Source organism: Rhizobium sp. ERR 1071 (genome assembly GCF_007828675.1).
Lineage (GTDB): Bacteria > Pseudomonadota > Alphaproteobacteria > Rhizobiales > Rhizobiaceae > Rhizobium > Rhizobium dioscoreae.
On record NZ_VITM01000020.1, the window covers coordinates 13,198 to 32,557 of the forward strand.

20 protein-coding genes and 1 pseudogene are annotated in these 19,360 nt (G+C 58.4%); 9 read left to right on the top strand and 12 right to left on the bottom strand.

The window, feature by feature from the left end; all coding sequences use genetic code 11:
- Window positions 1–72 precede the first annotated feature (72 nt).
- From FBZ99_RS31815 to FBZ99_RS31825, 3 genes are all read right to left on the bottom strand, one after another.
- A complete protein-coding gene (locus FBZ99_RS31815) occupies window positions 73–1,305 on the bottom strand; it encodes an ABC transporter substrate-binding protein (protein WP_145637097.1) in 1,233 nt (410 codons plus the stop codon).
- A 277-nt stretch (window positions 1,306–1,582) separates the two neighbouring features.
- Window positions 1,583–2,569 carry an NAD(P)H-quinone oxidoreductase gene (locus FBZ99_RS31820; RefSeq protein WP_145637099.1) on the bottom strand — a complete coding sequence of 329 codons (987 nt, stop codon included), beginning with the start codon at window positions 2,567–2,569 and terminating at the stop codon, window positions 1,583–1,585.
- 11 nt (window positions 2,570–2,580) lie between these two features.
- Window positions 2,581–3,117 (bottom strand): hypothetical protein, encoded by a 537-nt coding sequence (locus FBZ99_RS31825; protein ID WP_145637101.1) that lies wholly within the window; start codon window positions 3,115–3,117, stop codon window positions 2,581–2,583.
- 118 nt (window positions 3,118–3,235) lie between these two features.
- Here FBZ99_RS31825 and FBZ99_RS31830 point away from each other — a divergent pair, with 118 nt between their 5' ends.
- Complete coding sequence (locus FBZ99_RS31830) at window positions 3,236–4,150, top strand: LysR family transcriptional regulator (RefSeq protein ID WP_145637103.1); 915 nt, start codon at window positions 3,236–3,238, stop codon at window positions 4,148–4,150.
- A 19-nt stretch (window positions 4,151–4,169) separates the two neighbouring features.
- On the opposite strand, the gene FBZ99_RS31835 is transcribed toward FBZ99_RS31830, so the two are convergent.
- The 4 genes from FBZ99_RS31835 to FBZ99_RS31850 all read right to left on the bottom strand — a co-directional run bounded on the left by FBZ99_RS31835 (window position 4,170) and on the right by FBZ99_RS31850 (window position 7,863).
- The gene (locus tag FBZ99_RS31835; RefSeq protein ID WP_145637106.1) at window positions 4,170–4,943 is read right to left on the bottom strand and encodes an SDR family oxidoreductase; all 774 of its coding nucleotides are present in this window, start codon (window positions 4,941–4,943) and stop codon (window positions 4,170–4,172) included.
- Window positions 4,944–4,976: 33 nt separating this feature from the next.
- Window positions 4,977–5,771, bottom strand: coding sequence for an SDR family NAD(P)-dependent oxidoreductase (locus FBZ99_RS31840; protein ID WP_145637108.1), 795 nt, complete (start codon window positions 5,769–5,771; stop codon window positions 4,977–4,979).
- Window positions 5,772–5,913: 142 nt separating this feature from the next.
- Window positions 5,914–6,804 (bottom strand): LysR family transcriptional regulator, encoded by an 891-nt coding sequence (locus FBZ99_RS31845; RefSeq protein WP_145637109.1) that lies wholly within the window; start codon window positions 6,802–6,804, stop codon window positions 5,914–5,916.
- 162 nt (window positions 6,805–6,966) lie between these two features.
- Window positions 6,967–7,863, bottom strand: coding sequence for a LysR family transcriptional regulator (locus FBZ99_RS31850; protein ID WP_246661248.1), 897 nt, complete (start codon window positions 7,861–7,863; stop codon window positions 6,967–6,969).
- Between the two features lie 96 nt (window positions 7,864–7,959).
- On the opposite strand from FBZ99_RS31850, the gene FBZ99_RS31855 reads away from it, so the two are divergent.
- Together FBZ99_RS31855 and FBZ99_RS31860 are read left to right on the top strand one after the other, a co-directional pair.
- Entirely contained in the window at window positions 7,960–8,697 is a 738-nt protein-coding gene (locus FBZ99_RS31855; RefSeq protein ID WP_145637113.1) for an SDR family NAD(P)-dependent oxidoreductase, read from the top strand.
- A 12-nt stretch (window positions 8,698–8,709) separates the two neighbouring features.
- Window positions 8,710–9,387 carry an SDR family oxidoreductase gene (locus FBZ99_RS31860; RefSeq protein ID WP_145637115.1) on the top strand — a complete coding sequence of 226 codons (678 nt, stop codon included), beginning with the start codon at window positions 8,710–8,712 and terminating at the stop codon, window positions 9,385–9,387.
- A 33-nt stretch (window positions 9,388–9,420) separates the two neighbouring features.
- On the opposite strand, the pseudogene FBZ99_RS31865 reads toward FBZ99_RS31860, so the two are convergent.
- Window positions 9,421–9,854, bottom strand: a pseudogene (locus FBZ99_RS31865) (DUF6196 family protein).
- Window positions 9,855–9,968: 114 nt separating this feature from the next.
- Between FBZ99_RS31865 and FBZ99_RS31870 the strand changes: the two are divergent.
- The 5 genes from FBZ99_RS31870 (at window position 9,969) to FBZ99_RS31890 (ending at window position 14,969) form a co-directional block, all read left to right on the top strand.
- Complete coding sequence (locus FBZ99_RS31870; protein WP_145637118.1) at window positions 9,969–10,850, top strand: LysR family transcriptional regulator; 882 nt, start codon at window positions 9,969–9,971, stop codon at window positions 10,848–10,850.
- Between the two features lie 183 nt (window positions 10,851–11,033).
- A complete protein-coding gene (locus FBZ99_RS31875; RefSeq protein WP_145637121.1) occupies window positions 11,034–11,996 on the top strand; it encodes a Gfo/Idh/MocA family protein in 963 nt (320 codons plus the stop codon).
- Between the two features lie 215 nt (window positions 11,997–12,211).
- Window positions 12,212–13,258 carry a catalase family peroxidase gene (locus FBZ99_RS31880; RefSeq protein ID WP_145637124.1) on the top strand — a complete coding sequence of 349 codons (1,047 nt, stop codon included), beginning with the start codon at window positions 12,212–12,214 and terminating at the stop codon, window positions 13,256–13,258.
- Window positions 13,255–13,797, top strand: a complete 543-nt coding sequence (locus FBZ99_RS31885; RefSeq protein WP_145637126.1) for a cytochrome b — start codon at window positions 13,255–13,257, stop codon at window positions 13,795–13,797. The genes FBZ99_RS31880 and FBZ99_RS31885 overlap by 4 nt, the downstream gene beginning before the upstream one ends.
- Window positions 13,798–14,054: 257 nt before the next feature.
- On the top strand, window positions 14,055–14,969 hold the full coding sequence (locus tag FBZ99_RS31890; protein ID WP_145637130.1) for a LysR family transcriptional regulator: 915 nt from the start codon (window positions 14,055–14,057) through the stop codon (window positions 14,967–14,969).
- 121 nt (window positions 14,970–15,090) lie between these two features.
- Here the strand turns inward: FBZ99_RS31890 and FBZ99_RS31895 are convergent, their stop codons facing one another.
- Entirely contained in the window at window positions 15,091–15,936 is an 846-nt protein-coding gene (locus tag FBZ99_RS31895) for an oxidoreductase (protein WP_145637134.1), read from the bottom strand.
- 106 nt (window positions 15,937–16,042) lie between these two features.
- On the opposite strand from FBZ99_RS31895, the gene FBZ99_RS31900 reads away from it, so the two are divergent.
- Window positions 16,043–16,936: a LysR family transcriptional regulator gene (locus tag FBZ99_RS31900; RefSeq protein WP_145637137.1), complete on the top strand. Its 894-nt coding sequence runs from the start codon at window positions 16,043–16,045 to the stop codon at window positions 16,934–16,936.
- A 544-nt stretch (window positions 16,937–17,480) separates the two neighbouring features.
- Here the strand turns inward: FBZ99_RS31900 and FBZ99_RS31905 are convergent.
- The 3 genes from FBZ99_RS31905 to FBZ99_RS31920 form a co-directional block, all read right to left on the bottom strand.
- Window positions 17,481–17,882 carry a PRC-barrel domain-containing protein gene (locus FBZ99_RS31905; RefSeq protein ID WP_145637140.1) on the bottom strand — a complete coding sequence of 134 codons (402 nt, stop codon included), beginning with the start codon at window positions 17,880–17,882 and terminating at the stop codon, window positions 17,481–17,483.
- A 665-nt stretch (window positions 17,883–18,547) separates the two neighbouring features.
- Window positions 18,548–18,934: a response regulator gene (locus FBZ99_RS31915; protein WP_145637146.1), complete on the bottom strand. Its 387-nt coding sequence runs from the start codon at window positions 18,932–18,934 to the stop codon at window positions 18,548–18,550.
- A 12-nt stretch (window positions 18,935–18,946) separates the two neighbouring features.
- Window positions 18,947–19,276: a response regulator gene (locus FBZ99_RS31920; protein WP_246661249.1), complete on the bottom strand. Its 330-nt coding sequence runs from the start codon at window positions 19,274–19,276 to the stop codon at window positions 18,947–18,949.
- Window positions 19,277–19,360: the final 84 nt, after the last annotated feature.

Below are 19,360 nucleotides of genomic sequence, written 5' to 3' on the forward strand. Positions count from 1 at the left end.
CATCGACATCGCAACTCATTGACGAAAACTGCCCCGGCAAAACGCCGGGGCAGCTGAGACTAACGGCACGACTTAGTTCCGTGCAACGATATCGGCATACTGCTTTGCCGCATCGGCAGGCGTCATCGACGGATTGCTCCAAAACTGGGTGACCAAGTCTTTGATGGCGCCGACGGTTTCACTGCTGAACGAGAGTTCGGCGTTCGGGGCGAGCGCGTTAGGGTCCTTGAGCAGGCCCGCTGCCTTCTGGGTGCAAATGTCCGCATCCTTCAGGTTCGCGTCGAGGCGCGGCGGCAGGGCGCCCTTCACGGAATTGAAAGCCACCTGGGTTTGCGGGTCGATCATGACGTCGACCAGCAGCTTGCGGGCGGCCACCTGTTCGGGCTTATCGCCGACCGGGAAGACGAAGGTGTCGGAAACAATGTTCAACACACCATTGGTGCCCGGCGCCAGTTCGCAGCCATATTCCTTACCGGGCGTCAGGCCGGCCGCCTGGAATTCGCCCTTGGCCCAGTCGCCCATGATCTGCATCGCGGCCTTGCCAGTGATAACCATATTGGTGGCATCGTTCCAGTTGCGGTTGGTGTTGCCGTCATCGACATAGCCGCGCAGCTTGGCGAAGGTCTCGAAGGATTTTACCATCAGCGGCCCGCCGGCAGCATCAATGTCATGCTTCGTGTAGACGTCGGTGTAGAACTTGTTGCCGCCGGTTGCGATCATGATCGATCGGAACACCAGGGCTTCCTGCCAGGCCTGACCCCCAAAGGCGAGCGGGATATAGCCCTTGGCCTTGATCTTGTCGGCGGCCGCGAAGAACTCGTCCCAAGTTGCTGGCGGTTTGACGCCGACATCGTTCAGGACCTTGGTGGAGTACCACATCCAGTTGGCGGTACCGATATCGATCGGAACGGCGTAGAGGTGACCGTCGACGCTCGCGTTGTCGACCACGAGTTTGGGGAAGAACGTCTGCCAGCCCTTCGTGGAGGCGATATCATCGATCGGCGCAAGAATGCCCTGTTCGACCAGTGGCTTGATTTCGCCGAGATCGACAACCATCGAGGTCGGAGCATCGCCACCTGCTAGACGGCTGAGAACGGCGGCGCGGGCGGCTTCATAGCCGGTAACCGGGCTGTCCTTCCAGGTGCCGCCCTTTTTGGCGACATCATCCGCGATGACTTTGATGGCGGCGGCTTCGCTTCCGCTTGTCCAGTAGTGCATGACTTCAGCAGTCTGCGCGAAGGCCTGGTTCGCAAGTAGGAGTGCGATTGCGGTGCTTGCGCCGGACAGTGACAGTTTCATTCCCATTGTGGTCCCCTTTATTGGCTTAGTTTCCGGGACCGAGTTAATTTCGACGCTCATTAAATAGCAATTTTGATTTTATGTGCCATTGCGTCGCTAAAACCGATCTTCTTTTGCGAGGTCCAGATAGCCGGTCGGGAACATTTTACCTCCATAAAAAAGGTTTGCGAAAGTTCCCTGAGAGGACGCTAGGCATCAATAACTTGATTTTTTTCAAAGAAGTTCCGATGCATAGAAGTCGATGGTTCAACTCCCATCAAGAGCGGGAACCGCGCCTCGGCCGTCACAGATGAAAATCGCCGAGCACAATCTTGCCGAACACCCCACCAACCACCATCCGACGATGGGCCTCCGAGGCGGCCGAAAGCGGATAAAGTGCGCCGACGACAGGCTTAAGCTCGTCGCCCATCATCGGCAAAACGTGGTCCCTGAACCGCCGAACCATCGTTCTCTTCTCATCGCGCGATCTGGATTTCATGACCGTCCCCAGCAATTGCAGGTGGTTGTGAAGCACGGTGCCGAGGGGAATGATGGCATTGTCGTCACGTCCTAACAGCCCGACCTGAACAAGCCGCCCGCCGGGAGCAAGACTGCGAATGTTGAGGGCGAGGTAGGACCCGCCGACAAAGTCGATGATCAGATCCACACCACGTGAGGCGGTCATGTCAATGATCTCGGCCTCAAAGTCGACCTTCCTGTAATCGAACACCGCATCCGCGCCGAGAGCGAGCACGTTCTCGATGTTGTTGCTGGACGCAGTGGCGAGTACGGTCGCGCCTTGGGACTTTGCGAGCTGGACCGCAGCCGATCCGATCCCACCTGCGGCGGCATGGACGAGGACGGTCTCTCCCGCGGCGATCCTTCCGAGATGTGCCAGCGCCTCCCAGGCCGTCACGAAGCTTTCCATGACGGCGGCCGCGTCAGTGAAGGACATGCCATGCGGAATGGCGGCAGCCATGCCGCTGTCGAGCCGCGCATACTGGGCATAGGCGCCGCCACCGACAATCCCCATGACACGGTCGCCAATGGCAAAGCCGGTGACAGTGCTTCCGACGGCGATCACCTCTCCTGCGACCTCAAGGCCGAGAATGCTGCTATCACCGTACGTCTGAGAGCCGTAGACACCTTCGCGCTGAAGAAGGTCAGCCCGGTTCACGCCAGCCGCCATGACCTTCACCAAGAGATCGTCCGGGCGTATTTCGGGCATGGGGGCGTCGGCAATCCGCAGAACATCGGCGCTTCCGAAATCATCGAAGATGATCGCTTTCATCGGAAGACTCCCTATTTCGAAAGTGCGCGACGGGCGATGCTGGCGGCAAACAGCGGAGTCTCGCGGCGGTTATGGTCCCCGCCTGCGGCCTGACGGGCTGCTGCAGCGTCTTCATAGGTGACACCATGATCCTGGATAAAGCTCATGAATGCATCCGTCGGATGGGCCGTGACCTTGTTGGTGTATCGGGTTCTGTGGTCGTCGATCTTCTCGGCGATCAGTTCCCAAACGACGTTGACCTGGGTTCTTCCACTGGCGGTAAAAACATCCGAGATCGAGTTCATTCGGCAATAGGCTGGTTCGGCGACCTCGGCGACATAATGCTGTACCACAAGACCGGAGCCGATCTGTTCGACATTGATCGACATGCGGCGGCCGTCATCGGTCCAGGTGACGCCTGCTGCGATGTGGTCGGGCGGGCAGCAGCGAAGATATTCCGCCTCAGGCAGGTTGAAGAGCCAATCGGCAATGTCGATCTTTTCGAGCGGAACATCGATTTCCGCGGAATAAGCAGATTGCGAGAGAATTGTATCGAGGATCTTGACCATTGGAGTGTTCCTTCTGTTTGGTAGGCAAAATTGCCTGTTGACTAAAAGGAATGTGCTCCGAATGGCCTTAGATGATAACGAACTGAATGGTCGGAACGGTTTTGCGTCGTAGGCAAAGATGAGGGACCCACGCTTCGCCGAACATTTGGCTGTTTACGTCGATGTCGTCCGCGCCGGCAGCTTTTCGGCTGCGTCTCGGCGTCGGGCTGTTACGCCCTCGGCTGTCGTTCGACAGATCGATGCCCTTGAGCAGGACTTGGGCGTGCCGCTGCTTGTCCGATCGACCAGGGCACTGTCATTGACTGACGCGGGACGGCGTCTTTTTGAACGCGCCCAGCGCCTGCTCGATGACCTGGCCGATACGCATGCCGAGGTAGCGGCTTTCGGTGGCGCCGTCAGCGGTACGTTGCGGGTCGCCTGCTTCCCGACCTTCGGGAAGCGATATCTCATTCCGGTTCTGGCATCGCTTTCACGACAGTACCCAGACTTGCATGTCGAGCTGGATCTGACGGAACGGCTGGCTGATCCGGTCGCGGAGCGTCTTGATCTGGTGGTGAGAATGGGAGAGTTATCGGACAGCACGCTGATTGCTACCAAACTGGCACCGCACGATCGCATTCTCGTTGCAAGTCCTGCCTACCTTGAACAGCACGGCGTGCCGGAAAGCGAATCCGCACTTCGCGATCATCGCCTTCTCGACAAGCTCCACGGCAACGATCTTCTGGGATGGTCTGCCGTTCTCGGCGCACCGACAGGCGAGGCCTGCGAGCAGGTCGTCTTCCGGTCGGACGATTTTGAAGCGCTGAACGGAGCGGCATTGGCGGGAATGGGCATTGCGTTTATGCCAAGCTGGGTTTCCGGCCCCTCCGTCAAGTCAGGCGATCTTGTACGCCTGCCGCTATCCGGCGAAAAGTGGAACGAAGCAGCCACCGGTATCTACCTCCTGCGCGCCCTCCAGGCACCGCCTGCGAAGGTGAAGGCATTCACGCAGGCGCTGAAAGATCACATCCGGACCCCGCCGTGCTGGAGCTGACGAGCCTGGTTGCAAGCGCCTAGAACAGCCAGTCAACCAGCGTTTCGCCGCCAGAGACCTCAAGTACAGTGCCGGTCACATAGGGATTGGTCATCAGGAATACGGCCGCGTGGCCAACGTCGGCCGGATGACCGATCCGGCGCGCTGGGAAATTGGCGCGCACCTTTTCACGGACATCTGCCGCATCTGTCGGAGACAAGAAGTTCCAAAGGTCGGTGTCGATAAACCCGGGCCGAATGGTGTTCACTCTGATGGGTCCAAGTTCAAGCGCCAGCGATCGAGCCAGCGCCTCCACGGCAGCAAAAGTCGAGGTGACGGCCGTCATGCCGATCTTCGAGCGCGCCGCGATTCCTCCGGTCAGAAAGGTGATGGACCCATTGGAGCAAAGGTTTGGAGCCGCATAGCGCGCGCATGCCCAGGAGCCAAGAAACTTGCTGTTGAGATAGCTGCGCACGCCCCGCATGTCTTCGTCCATGAATGCACCCCAGCTGCCATCGGTCGGTCCCGCGGCGACGATCAGATGATCGAGACTACCAATCGCGTTGAAGGTGGCCTGGACGGCGCCCTCGTCACGGATATCAAGCACAAGCTGCTCGAACGGCGCCAATTCCGGATGGTCTGCTACAGAGGCCGAGCGGCGGCTTGCGACCGTCAGTCTGGCTCCCGCCGCGTGAGCGGCCAGAGCCATGCCAAGGCCTATTCCCGTTTTCCCGCCAACGACGACCACGTGTTTTCCGGTGAGATCATAGGAAGGTGAATTTGAATGCCGCAATTCGGTCTGTGATGTGTTCATGGCCAATTTCCTAATAGCGTGCTCGTGGTCGGATCAGGCGATCTGCCTGAGCACGCCGCCGTCAACGCGCATGGCGGACCCGGTCGTGCCGGATGCCTGTTCGGAGCACAGATAGACGACCATGTTGGCCACTTCTTCCGTCGTCGTGAACCGTTGCAGCAGCGAGGTTGGCCGCATGGTCTTCACGAAGTTCAGTTCAGCCTGCTCTTGCGTGATGCCTTCGGAGGCCGCAGTCGCTTTCATCCAGTTCGACATGATCTCAGAACTCGTCGGGCCAGGAAGTACCGAGTTGACCGTAACGCCCGTTCCGGCAACAGTTTCGGCAAGCCCCCGCGAGATCGCCAGCTGCGCTGTCTTTGTCATGCCGTAGTCGATCATATCTTGCGGGATTGCGAGGGCGGATTCGCTGCTGATGAACACGACACGCCCCCAACCGCGCTCAGTCATCTCAGGCAGATAATGACGCGCTGCACGAACTCCGCTCATGACGTTGAGCTGAAACAGGCTCAGCCAGTCTTCGTCCGTGAGATCGTAAAAAGGCTTGGGATTGGCTGTGCCGGCATTGTTGACAAGGATGTCCGCGCTGGGCGCTTGAGACGCGAGGATCGCGCTGCCTTCCTTCGTTGCCACATCCGCAACGACGCCGGTGATCTCGACGTCCGAAAAAAGGGCCTTGACCTCAGCCACCGCCGTGGCGACCCGCTCTTCGCTGCGGCCATTTATAACCACTGACGCGCCAGCGCGCGCCAGACCCTCCGCGATCGCCCGGCCAATGCCGGCAGTGGATCCGGTAACAACGGCGCTGCGGCCTGCAAGTGAAATGTTCATGATCGTTCTTTCTGATTGCGACGATCATTTTCCATAGCGCATGTCAGAAATAGCGATAACAAACGAAATCGGCATGATATTCATATTCAAACGGAATAATTAGCGACTTCGGGTAGCGCGACCATGATGCTGCTTCGATGAGCTAGAACTGCCCTTCTAGCGACGCGGCTAAGAAGTCCGTCACGCGTCGGACCCGAACGGAAACCAAGCGGCGTTTGGGCCAGACAAAGCTAACATCTCTGGTGGCCTGGACATAATCATCGAGGATTGTCACCACGTCGGGGTGCGAAAGCTCTTCGACAAGGGATGCCATTGTGAACATGCCGATTCCGACGCCGGCCAGCACGCCCGCACGGATCGCCTCGATGCTGTTGGAGGTGAGGTTACCGCGCACAGCCACGCTAAAATGACCCTTTGGGCCGACGAACGGCCAATTCGCTGCCTCCTCGAAGCCGCCGTAAACGAGACAATTATGATGGGCAAGCGCGGCGGGCTCTGAGGGGATCCCGTGCTTTTCGAAGTATTGGCGCGAGCCGACGCACACGAGGGGAGTGCTTGCCACGCGTCTGACGACGGCGTCGGGCTCCTCGACAGCTCCCACTCTTATCACTAGATCGACCCGATCCTCGACCATGTCCCGTCGAAGATCTGATAAAATCAGGTCCACCCGGAGATCAGGATATTCGGCCAGCAACTTCGGAATGATGGGGAGAATGTGAAGACGACCGAACGTGGTGGGTACCGCGATGCGGATCGATCCCGACATGTCGGCGCGGCTGCCCATCGCTTCTCGATTGGCGTCTTCAATCTCCTCCAGCAGAGGTTTCATTCGGTCGAAATATCTTCGGCCCTGGTCGGTCAAGGTGACGTTTCGGGTGCTGCGATTGAATAGTGCAACGCCGAGGCGATCTTCAAGCGTGCCGATCGCTTTGCTGACTGCCGGCTGTGACGTGCCGGTCCTCCTGGCTGCTGCCGTGAAACCGCCGGTCTCGACGACAGCAATGAACACCTCAAGCTCTGAAAGCCGGTCCATCCTAGCTCCTCGAATTATCGATAATGGGACGGCGTCCGACCATTCGGGCATCTCGTTTTAGGCACATCTCGGTCCTCATAGGCTTTCGGATCATGCAGCGACAGTAGTGACGATCCTTGCGCGCTAGGAGGGCCCCGTCACGTAAGAACGGTCCCCTCTGCATCACGGACATCCGGCTCGGATCGCATCGATCACGACCCGGGTGGCGGCGGGCATATGCCGCTGATGAGAGTAACTCAGGAAGAAGCCAGGGAACGGCCTGCTCCACTCAAGCAGAAGCGGCACAAGTTCGCCTGCATGGACCAGATCATTGGCGGTATCCTCGATGCAGAACGTGATCCCGAGACCATCGGTCGCCAGCTTTAAAGCGGCGCGCCTGTCATTGACGACGATGCCAGCTCGAGGGCTGATCGAAAACCAGCGCCCGTCCTCGTAAAACTCCCAGGGAAACGGATGCTGCTGACCGGGCCATCGCCAGCAGACGCATTCGTGAGAGAGAAGATCGCGCGGAATTTCAGGGGCGCCGCGCCGAGCAATGTAGTCCGGAGAGGCCACCGCTATCTGCCGAAGTTCGCCGCCGAGCGGCACTGCAATCATGTCTTGGCTGATGACCTCACCGATTCTCACGGCGATGTCGAACCCGCCTGCGACCGCATCCGTCACTTCATCGTCGAAGGTGATGTCCAACCGGACCTCAGGGTAATTCCGACGCAAGTCCGCAAGGACCGGCAGGATGAACTTCTCGCCTGCCGACCGGAAAGAGACGATGCGGACTGTGCCCGCGGGCCGCCCAGCCGCATCCCTGCTCTGAGTCAGCGCCATCTCCATTTCAGTCAAGGCCGGGCGCATCCGGTCCCGAAGCGAGGCCCCCACTTCGGTCAACACCACCGTGCGGGTGGTGCGTTGGAACAGCTGCTGGCGAAGATCAGCTTCCAGCGCCCTGACCGTCTGACTGGCAGCTGACGATGTGATGCCGAGCTCGTCGGCGGCCTTGGAAAAACTCAGTGTCTCAGCAACCGCCAGGAACGTACGGATGCGGGCAAAGTCGACGGCTCTCATGGCCATTACGAAGCACAGCTACGCAATCTTGTAAAGATTCTCTGGATTATCGCGACACCGGTATCGCCTTAGTCTCCGCTGCGAAAGGAGATCGATATGAACCAGACTTTCGAAAATCAGGTAGCGCTCGTGACAGGCGCCGCCCGGGGTATCGGACGGGCGACAGCTTTGACACTCAAGTCCAGAGGGGCACGCGTCGTCGCGACCGACGTCAGCGAAGCGGTCCATGAGCTGGAAGCGGAAAACATCGTCACATTAACAGGCGACATCGCTGAGGAGCAGACCGCCGTCCGAAGCGTCGGCATGGCAATCGAACGCTTCGGTGCCCTCGACATCCTCATCAACAACGCCGGTCGCACCATGAACCGGTCCCTCGTCGATATGAGCGTTGCCGACTGGGACAGCATCATGTCGGTCAACGCGGGCGGTACTTTCCTTCACTGCCGTGAAGCCGTCCGCGCCATGCTCGCAGGGAAGGGCGGCGTCATCGTCAACGTCGCCTCGATCGTCGCCCAGGTGGCGATGAAGGACACCTGCGTCTACGCAGCAAGCAAGGGAGCTATCGCGCAGCTGACCAAGGTCATCGCCGTAGAATATGGAGTTCGGGGCATTCGCGCGAATGCCGTCGCTCCTGGCGTTGTCGAAACGGACATCCTTGAGGGCATCGTATCGGACAGCCGGGCGACGCTGGCAAGCTATGGCTCTGCCCATCCGATCGGCCGGGTGGGCCAGCCTCAGGATATTGCCGACGTCATCGCATTCCTCGCCTCTCCCGCATCCGCGTTCGTGACGGGCTCTCTCGTCATGGCGGATGGTGGTTTCACTGCATTGTAAAGGACTTGAAACATGCCAAACATTCTTATTATCGGGGCCGAACGCGGTCTCGGCCTCGGCCTTGCCGAGGCGCTTAAATCCGACGGCTGGGAGGTCACTGGAACAGCCCGTCACGGCGCTGACACGACGGCGCTGGAGAAGGTCGCAGGTGTTGCGCATGTCGATGTGACGCGCGCCGATCAGATCGATCATCTTAGGCAAGACCTCGAAGGCTCCTTTGACGTGATCTTTCTGGTCGCCGGCATTTTCGGGCCGTTGCACAACTCTGTGGTCGAAGCGACCGACGCGGAATTCGCCGAAATCATGCTGACCAACTGCTTTGGCCCCATCCGGCTCGCCCATCGTCTTCTCGATCGTTTGAAGCCGCAGGGCACGATCGCCGTCATGTCGTCTCATCGTGGCAGCATCGCGCTCAACACCGAGCCCGGACTGAAGCTCGATCTTTATCGCGCCAGCAAGGCCGGCCTCAACATGCTTGCGCGGACGCTTCATGCGGACCATCCCGATCTCACCGTCCTCTCGATCCATCCAGGCTGGGCGGCGACCGCGATGGGGACCTTGGATGGCACCGTTGAAGCCGAGATTTCCGTCGATGAAAGCGTCAATGGCATGGTGGAGGTGCTGAAGGCGCATATGGGGACAGGCGAAAACCTGTACCTCGATTGGCAAGGACGATCGCTCCCTTGGTGAGAGGCCTCATGCGGCTGCAGCCGAAACGGCCTATCAGCTATCCGATGATCGAAGGTTCGCTAGCTCAGCAGAGATTTCGCCGGCAAGCGATATCGGGCAGCCCCAATAATCATAGATGCCGCCGTGGCCGTTATCTTGCCCGCAGATCACGAAGACGCCGGTGCCGAATTTGTTCTTCAGATGCGATGCGAGCCAACCGACGAAGCCACTGTGTCTTCCCCGTCGGGAAAATGAAAGCTGAAGATCTGGAATTGCTCCCCGCCGCCTGTCACGGGGACCAGTTGACTCCAGCAGTGTTCGTTTCGAATGATGGCAACCGCCTCAGGTGACACCTGTGCGGGAAATCCATCCAGACCGAATTCCACGAAACCGTAGGGCCGCTCGAATGTCCTGAGCGTCGTGCGAGGCATGAGGCGCCTGAGCCGCGCGTCGGTTTGATCGGGTGTTTCGAGAGAGATGTCGACCATATTCAACCTGCCAATGATGTCGTTGAAGCTCTTACTTCCAGCTGGCCTTGGAGGCTAATGCTTGATGAGATATCACGGTAGGCAGAATTCATGGAAACCAGAGATTAGCGATCGATGATAGCAGACGCCTTTGATCCCCGGCTCTTGAAAGCGTTCGTATCTGTCTGCACCCATGGAAGCATCAACCGAGCAGCGGCCGAGGACGGCCGTGCCCAATCAGCGCTCAGCACTCAGATCAAGCGCCTCGAGGAGATGGTAGGCAAGCAGTTGCTTCGTCGAACGGGACGGGGCGTGATCCCGACTGACGCCGGAGAAGTCATGCTTGCATACGCAAAGCGGATCATCTTCTTAGGCGAGGAGGCGGCGGCCCGCTTCCAGGAAACAGAGGCAGCAAGTGAGCTCAGAATCGGACTGGCAGAAACGATCGCAGTCAACACCTTGCAGCCGGCACTTGGCAAAATTCGTCGCGCCATGCCAACGCTTCAACTGAGCGTGACGATCGATCATGGCAGTGGGATCTCGCAACGTTGGGCGGATGGCGCCCTGGATATCGCGATTGCGACCTGTTCAGCTTTTTCGGCAGATCCGCTTGAGGTGTGGGATGTGGATCTGGATTGGGTCTGCGCGATTGACGCGACCATTGATGTCGCGCGCCCGTTGGACGTCATCGTCTATGCTGAGCCATGCGCCTGGCGACGGACCATGTTTGAGAAATTGATGGAAGCCGAACTCGAATTTCGTATCGCTCTGACAAGCCACAATGCCGCGGCTATGACTGCTGCGGTAGAGAACGGGCTCGGCCTGGCGCTGTTGACACGAGAGAGTATCAATCCGCGAACCATGCGCGTGGTCTCTTCCATGTTCAAAGGCGCTTCTCCAACCGTGAAGTACGGCCTGTACACCAGCCGCAAACGATCTCAGGCGACGGACCGAGTAATCGATTTGTTGCGGCAAAGCGTTCTACCGCTTTCAGATCAGGCTGTCCCGGCAATCTGATACCCCGTTGAACGCGGCCTGTCGCGCCCGGTGCAGTTTCCCGCAACGGTCAGCCCGCGCGTGCGCACACCTTTATTTGAAACTTTCGGTTTGGTCTGTCGAACGACCGAGAGGTCTAATCGACTGATTATCCGGCCTTACGTGAACGGCATCTCAACTATTCGGTTATCCTGGAGATTTGGTATGTCCGCACTGAGAGTAGGCATCATCGGAGCGAATGCGAAGACTGGCTGGGCTCGTGAATCCCATATCCCGGCCGTACAAGCGTTGGCGGGACTGGAACTGGCAGCAGTCGCCACCAGCACGCCGGAAACGGCCGCTCAAGCTGAAAGGGCGTTCGGGGTGCACGCGTACAGCAATGGCCTTGAGCTGGCGAACGCTCCCGACATCGACATCGTCACCGTCGCCACACGTGTTCCCGATCACCGTGACATGATCCTCGCAGCGCTCGCGAGCGGAAAGCATGTCTACAGCGAGTGGCCGCTCGGCCGTGGTTATGACGAGACGCAAGAGCTCCATCTGGCTGCAGAGGCAGCCAATCGCAAGACCGCTATCGGATTGCAGCTACGCGGAAGCCCGACCGTCAAACGTGCCAAAGAGCTTCTCGACGGCGGAGCCATTGGACGCGTCCTCACTGCAAACGTCTATTCGTCGACCGCAGGTTTCGGGCCAATCGTTCCTGAGCCGTATCTCTATCTCGAAGAGCCGGAGAATTTTGCGAACCTCATCACGATCCAGGGCGCCCATACCCTCGACCTGATATTCACGCTGTTCGGTGAGGCGGTCGTTTCGAACAGCTTGCCTTCGCGCCAGTACCCGACCATCAAGGCGGGGCAGGATCGGACCGTCCGGAGCCGGACCACTTATGATCATCTGCTGTTTCAAGGCCTCACGGAAGACGGTGTGTCGGTCGCGGTCGAAGTCACAGGAGGGCGAGCACCGGAAGCGCCATTGCGGCTTGAGATCGTCGGAGAAAAGGGCGTTCTCAGCGTCAACGGCGGCGCAGCTCGCGGCTTCCAGGCTGACCGTCTGTCCCTTTTCCTCAACAACCAGGAGCAGCGCGTCGATGACGGCGAACTGAAGGATTTCCCGGCTTCCGCGGTCAATGTCGGGGGATCTATGCCGCCTTGCGAGATGACATCGTAAACTTCAGTTCGACTGTCGCGGGGTTTCGTGAGGCGCTTGATCTAACAAAAAAAATCGAAGCTGTTCTTGCTGCCGGCGATAGCGCCGACTGAGCGTTGTGCAAACGCGTTTTGAGCTGGTTACAGCCATTTGACCGGTAAGTACGGCGATGGCATCTTGAGAAAGCTCATTGTCCGAACCGGTTGCCCCGCCCGATACATAACGGAGATACGTTGATGCCAAGACCGCCGCGTTCCGCTCTAGCGTCCCTGGTGTTGATAGCGGCTGTGGTGGGATGTGGTGCTGGCGCTTTCGCTTACACAGCTGGGTGGCTCTCTCCCAGCCGTCTGACATCCACCAGGATCGTTGATGCTCTGGCACCTCCTGGCGGTCCAGCCCTTGGGCATCGGCGAAACCACGCCAAGGGGATCTGTTTTACCGGTATGTTCGAAGCGAACGGGAACGGCAGCGCGATCTCCAGAGCGTCCATGTTCGTGGCCGGTCAGTATCCCGTTCTTGGCCGCTTCAACCTTGCAACACCGGACCCGAATGCGGCTGACCCCACGGTCCGCGTTCGGGGGATCGGCCTGCAGATTTCCGCGCCTCACAGTAATGTGTGGCGGATGGCAATGATTGACCCTCCCGTCTTTGCGGTTTCGACCCCGGAAGGTTTCTACGATCTGCTCAAGGCGTCCGCGAGCAAGGATCCTGAAGCAATGAAGAGCTTCGTCGGCACCCATCCGGAGTTTGCGGCGTTTGGCGCGTGGGCAAAGAGCGCTCCGTGGACGGCCAGCTATGCCGAGGTTGCGTTCAACAGCCTCAATGCCTTCGTCTTCACAGATGGGGCGGGCGTCGACCACGCCGTGCGATGGTCATGGCGACCACAGACCGAGGTCGTGCCAATCACCGCTGAGGACTTCGCCAAGCTTGGGCCAAACCATCTCGAAGACGACATAGTGGAAAGGGTTGCGCGTTCACCTCAGCGGTGGACGCTAGTGCTGACCATAGCCGACCCTTCAGATCCGACGTCGGATCCCACCAAGGCGTGGCCGCCTGGGCGGCACACCCTCGATGCCGGGACGTTGATCGTTGACAAAATCGAGCCGGAAGCCGACGGGCCCTGCCGTGACATCAACTTCGACCCAACCGTCCTGCCTGACGGGATCCGAGTCTCGGACGATCCGTTCCCAGCAGCCCGTTCCGCAGCCTATGCCAGATCCTATGCTTTGCGGACTGCGGAAGCGGACGACTATCCTCGAACTACAGCGAGCGTGAAGCCATGAAGGACGGCAGCAAGAAAACACGGTTCACGAGCGTTCAGCGCGTGTTGCATTGGCTGATGGCAATCGGCATTCTATCGATGCTGTTCATCGGGGTTGGGATGGTTTCAACCATCGGTTGGCAGTACGTGCCACTTCTGGTAACGCACAAGACGCTGGGGATCATTCTCCTCATCCTTGCCCTGTTCCGCCTTGCCATTCGCTTCATGTCCGGCTCTCCGCCCTTGCCGGCCGACCTTCCTGTGCCGATGAAGCTTGCTGCCCAACTGTCCCATGTCGGCCTCTACGTTTTGATGATCGCGATGCCTTTGATCGGCTGGGCGATGCTGTCGGCCGCCGCCTATCCCATCGTGCTCTTTGGCGGAATTCGGGTGCCACCCATATTACCACAGAATGCCATTCTCCACGCAATGCTGTGGAATGCGCATTTCTACCTTGCTTTCGCGTTCTTCGCGCTCGTCTTGATGCATTTGGCAGCTGGACTGTACCATGGGCTTGTTCGTCGTGATGGCGTGCTTCAGACCATGTTGCCTGGCAAATAAAGCCGTGCGCGCAGTGCCCCCTACGCGGCGCCATCAGGAAGGAGACGTTCAACGTCGGCGGCTTTGCCGCACCCTTCGGCCGACCCCCGAGTTTGAGGGGAATTGAAGACTGATGAAGCGTCGCGCGCCGCCTGAAGACGCTTCACGTCGGAACTGTCGCTCGATACGAAACATCAGGGGTTCGTGAGGCGGCAGTACGCATTGTCCGCCGCTGCTCCCCTGATAGTGCGGGCCTGTTATTTCGGGGAACTGAGAGGATGGCTGACCGACTGACAAAGATGATCGCCTTCGTCAAGACGGCGGAGCTGGGTTCCTTTTCAGCAGCCGGTGCGGCGCTGTCGGTGTCGTCCCAGATGATCGGGCGCCACGTCGGTGAACTGGAGCAATCCCTCGGCGTGCCGCTGCTGACGCGAACAACCCGCACTCAAACTCTGACCGAAGCTGGACGACTTTATCTCGAAGGGTGCAAGCGTGCATTGGAATCCGTGGACGCAGCCGACGCGATCGTCGCCGAGACGGCGCAGGAGCCACGAGGTATCCTTCGGATAACAGCACCTGTCGAGATCGGCGCCGCCGTGCTGACACCGAAGCTCCCAGGGTTCCTGACGATGTATCCGGAGGTCAAGGTCGAGCTGGTGCTCGACGATCGAGTTTCCGACCTCGTGGCCGAAAATTTCGATGTGTGTATCAGGATTGGCAAGCTTCCGGATTCGGGGCTTATTGCCCGCCCCATCACGCCCTTTCGCCTCGTGACTTGCCCTTCACCGGACTACCTCCACAGGCACGGCGTACCGCTGGTCCTGGACGATCTTCTTGGTCACACCTGTGTTGATTACGCCTTTCACAACTATCCGGCGCCGTCGAACTGGACATTCACGGAGGTGGATGGTGAAGAACGAGAGGTCCAGCCTAACGCCCGACTGACCGTCAACAACGGCCACGCCCTGGTCGAAGCCGCACTTGCCGGAGGCGGGATCATCCGGGCGAGTGAGTTAGCAGTTGCACGCCATCTTGAATCCGGTCGGCTTGTTCCGATCCTGCGAGAGTTTGCCTCAGGCGATCGGCCCATGTACATCGTTTATCCCGGTCAACGGATCCGTCTCCCGAAGTTGCGGGCTTTCGTAGACTGGGCGATCAAGTCAATTCCGGCCAGCGATTCAGGTCCCTCATGACAGATATACTCTGCCGCCAGGGCTTTTTGATGGGCCCGCTGGCCGCAACCGCCGCACATGCGGGCTAACCAGTGGGGAAGATGCACCGCCGCGACAGGCGGTGCATTATTCAACATGGAGCCTATTCCCGGAAGTCGGTGCTGCGTGTGACCTCTTCCCACGCATCAGTCTCGGCGCGGATCTCATCGAGCTTCTTGCGAAGCTGGTCGAGCGCGTCGCCGCCGATCAGGAGATGAACCGGCGGGTGCTCTGCTTCAACGGCCTTGATGATGGCCTCGGCGCCGCGTGCGGGGTCGCCAATCTGTTTGCGGTGGCCGGCGGCGGTGCCTTCCCGGGATTTTCCTGCAGTCTCCTTGTAATCGTCGATGACGATCTGCGAAAACTTCATGGATTCCGGGCCGCGAAAATCCGTTCTGAACGCCCCAGGCGCGACAACCGTGACGCCAATGCCGAGCCCGGCCACCTCCTTCGCCAGCGTCTCCGACATGGCTTCGAGCCCGAACTTGACCATGTGATAATAGCCAACGCCAGGATAAGTAACATGGCCTCCGATCGAGCTGACGTTGACGATGTGACCGTGACGGCGTTCACGCATGCCGGGCAACACTGTTTTGATCAGGTTCACGGGTGCGAAGAGATCGGTCTCGAACACGGCGCGCATTTCGGCGTCTTCGCCCTCCTCGATCGCACCAAGGTATCCGTAGCCGGCATTGTTGACGACAACATCGACCCGGCCGAATCTGGCGATTGCCGCCTTGTAGGCTGCATTGATCTGGTCCTGCTTTGTGACATCCAACGGGGTCAAAAGCACGGCGTCGCCATGTTTGGCAGCAAGGTCTTGCAGCTGATCGGTATTTCTTGCCGTCAAAACGGCACGGTAGCCGGCGGCAAGCACCTTCTCGGCGATTGCGCGTCCGAGGCCTCTTGAGGATCCGGTAATCAGCCATACGGCTTCTTTGCTAATCATCTTATCGTTCTCCGTAGATTGACCAGATCTATCTAGGAGCTGATAAAGCGTGTGATCAGGAGGGACAGATCGTAAGGCCCGTTGAATGAGATCGAACGATCACGGAATGAAGCTGGATGACATGGCCGCCTTCGTACGCGTTGCGAAGTTGGGAAACTTCACGCGCGCAGCCCTGGCTCTCGGTATGTCGACCTCGAACCTCAGCCACACCATCCGCCGTCTTGAAACGGCGGTGGGCCACCGACTTCTACAGCGCAATAGCCGAAGCGTCTCCGTGACCGAAGCTGGCCAAACCCTTCTGGAGGCGCTGGAGCCCTCTCTCGCCAACATCGATGACGCGCTGGAATCGCTCGACCAGAAACGGGATTTGGTGTCGGGAACCCTGCGGCTGACTGCAACACGCCAGGCATATGAGGCTGTCGTCAGACCCGTATTGGTCGGCTTCAGTGAAGCCTATCCCGACGCGACGATAGAAGTCTTGGTAGACACCGCCTATCGCGACATCGTTGCCGACCAATTCGATGCCGGCATTCGGTTGGGAGAAAAGCTGCAGCAGGACATGATTGCCTTGAAGGTCGGGCCAGATCTGGCCATGGCCGTGGTGGCGACACCGGGCTACCTTGAAAACAAGCCGGCAATCACTGAACCAGCCGATCTCACCGGCCACCGCTGTATCAACTACAAAATGGTGACAGCTGGATCGTTATACGCATGGGAGTTTGAAGAAGATGGCAAGCCGCTGGAAGTCAGCGTCTCCGGACCGCTCACCTGCAACGAGCCTGAGATCATGCTGAGCGCTACACTAGACGGGGTCGGCGTTGGTTACCTGCTTGAACACGAAGTGGCGCCTTATCTGGAGAATGGAAAGCTTGTCCGTCTTCTCGCCGACTGGACGCCTCCGTTTCCGGGGTTTCATCTATATTATCCGTCAAGACGGCAGATGCGGCCGGTCCTGAGCGCGTTTTTGGCGATGGTTCGCCAGCATCGGTCGGCTGCGTAGGAACGACCGGCGCCGCGACAACTAGAGCAAAACAGGAAAGTCCAGCTATCCCAGTCAGTGCTCGCCGTTTTTTTGAGCGGGCGACGCGGAAATCAATCTCAGCGCGGTCCAGCCGTTCGGCGTCGGTTGCTCACTCAAGCCCGAGAAGCACACACTGTGAATCGGCGAGACGGAATGACCCCACCGAGATCAATGATGTCAGCGCCTTAGCGTGCCGATCGGCACCAAGTCCCTCATGCTGATTCACATTCATGCCGGTTGCTCCGTCATTCAACTTTTTGATGGAGATGTATGCCAGGCTAGTCTAACAGTCATCTCGTCCGCAGCCGTCGAGACGTTCGTCGCCGCGTATCAACGCCATAGCGTAAGCGGTTTCATGCTCATTGCTATATTTGATCGCTCAACAGCCCTGACCAGCGGTGGTGGCCGTCCGGCTCCCGTGGGAGAAGTCGGCTCACCTCCCGTTGCGAATACCGTGATCCTCATTGAACTTGGGGCGCCGAAAAGCCGCGGGCCCCAAATGATTCAATCGAAGCTTATTCCGCTACTTTGCCCAACGGCCTTCGTATTTGAACTCCGGAGCATTCTTGAGCTGATCCTTGGTGGTCGCCATCGTCGCCGTCCACTTCTTGTCGCTTTCGCTGTAAGTCACTTTGACCGCTGACGGAGAGACGATAACGTACCGCTCTCCCATTCCAAGAAAGCCCCCAACCGACACGACATAGCCGGCAAGCTGCCCGCCAGAAATGATCAGGTCCTTAATCTCTCCGACATTCTCCTTGTCGCCGTTTTGAATATTCAAGCCGATGAGGTTATAGCTCAACACATCGGTCGGCTTGGCAGTCAGGAACACATCGGCGATCGTCGTCGTAGCCGTGGCTGTTTGGGCGATTGCGGCTGTCGCGAGCGCAATGGTTGTAGCCAGGGCGAAAAGTAAGCGACGCATATAAATTCTCCTAAGCATATGACTATGTTGATTTATTCAACCCTCCTATAATGACTGCGGCGTCAAAAAGTTTCACTGATCGAGCATTTTTTTAGTGCGCCTTCATTCATTAGTAGAATTTGCTAACACCTGTCTAATGGACAGAGCGATGAGGGACTGGCGCATGCGGGCGGGGCTGTGCGAGGGGCAATATGAGCACAGCCTCAAATTTAAATACCCCGCCTATTGATTGGCGTCGGCCACCTGATCTAATACCGCGACATCCATTACAGCAGATATTTTCGAGGTGATTTGGAACGTGTCGTTTGTCCGCGAGTTTATGGCGCGGTAACCGACAATTGGATGGGACGGAGATGCTGAGCGTAAGCATTGCGGTGCGACGGGGCGGAACGATTGAGCTTCAGTCCGGTATTTACGACGATAAGGAAGCTGCAGCCCTTATTTCCTCGATGACGCGATCGTCTCAGGTGGAGGCGACGGAAATGGTCTACGAAACGCGTCGTGCAGGAATTTGCAGACGCAGAGCGGATAATTTCGAAGTTTTGACCAAAATCCTGTGAGGGCATCGCGGCTCGGTGGCATTTACAAACGCATGCGCCGTTGTTTGGCCACTTGAGATGCTTGTGGTCGCCAGGCTGTCGAACTACGATCGACCAGCAAAGGCGTCAAGAATTCGTGCCTTTAGCTGCGCTGATGCGTTTGAGCCGCTCGACGAGTTGCTGCGGATGATAGGGACGATCCAATGGCCCATCTTCGCAAAGATCACTTGCGATCGTTGCCGTCCGCTCAGGCGATCTGGTCAGCAAGATTTTCAGATAGGGGCGAAGTTCCCGCACCGCGGAGGAAAGCTCGAACCCGGATTTACCCCGTAACTCTATATCCGTTACCAGAACGTCGACATGTTGTTGGCGGAGAATGGCGAGAGCCTCCTGCGCGTCGCTAGCCTCCATGATGACATAGCCGCAATCACGCAAATACTCCGCCACGGTCGATCGTTGCAGAGGATCCGTTCCAACAAGCAGAATCACTTCGGAAGGCTGCATCTTAGTCATTCAAACGGCCGATCAGCGGGACAATTCCCGTACCAGGTTTAAAATCGGCTTCGGAAGAAATAAGTCGAACGGGATGGCGTCTGCGAAATCGGGCCTATGCTGACCTGACATGACGACCACCTTGATATGGTTGTAGCGGTCCTTTACCAACTTGGCGAGATCCAGTCCGGTTTGGTCGCCCGGCATATGAACGTCGGTCAGCAGCAGGTCAAAGTCGGGATCGCGCTGTAGTACACCCAGGGCATCGCCCACTTTACCAGCTTCAACCACTTGCCAACCTTGATCGCGAAGAGTCTGGGCGATGTCCATTCGGATGAGCACGTCGTCTTCGGCGACAAGCACTCGCGGCCTTTTGAGAGTGTCTGGATTGAGATCAAGTTCGCCCGCCGGTATCAAAATTGTTCCCCCGTTAAATTCAATGGGTCG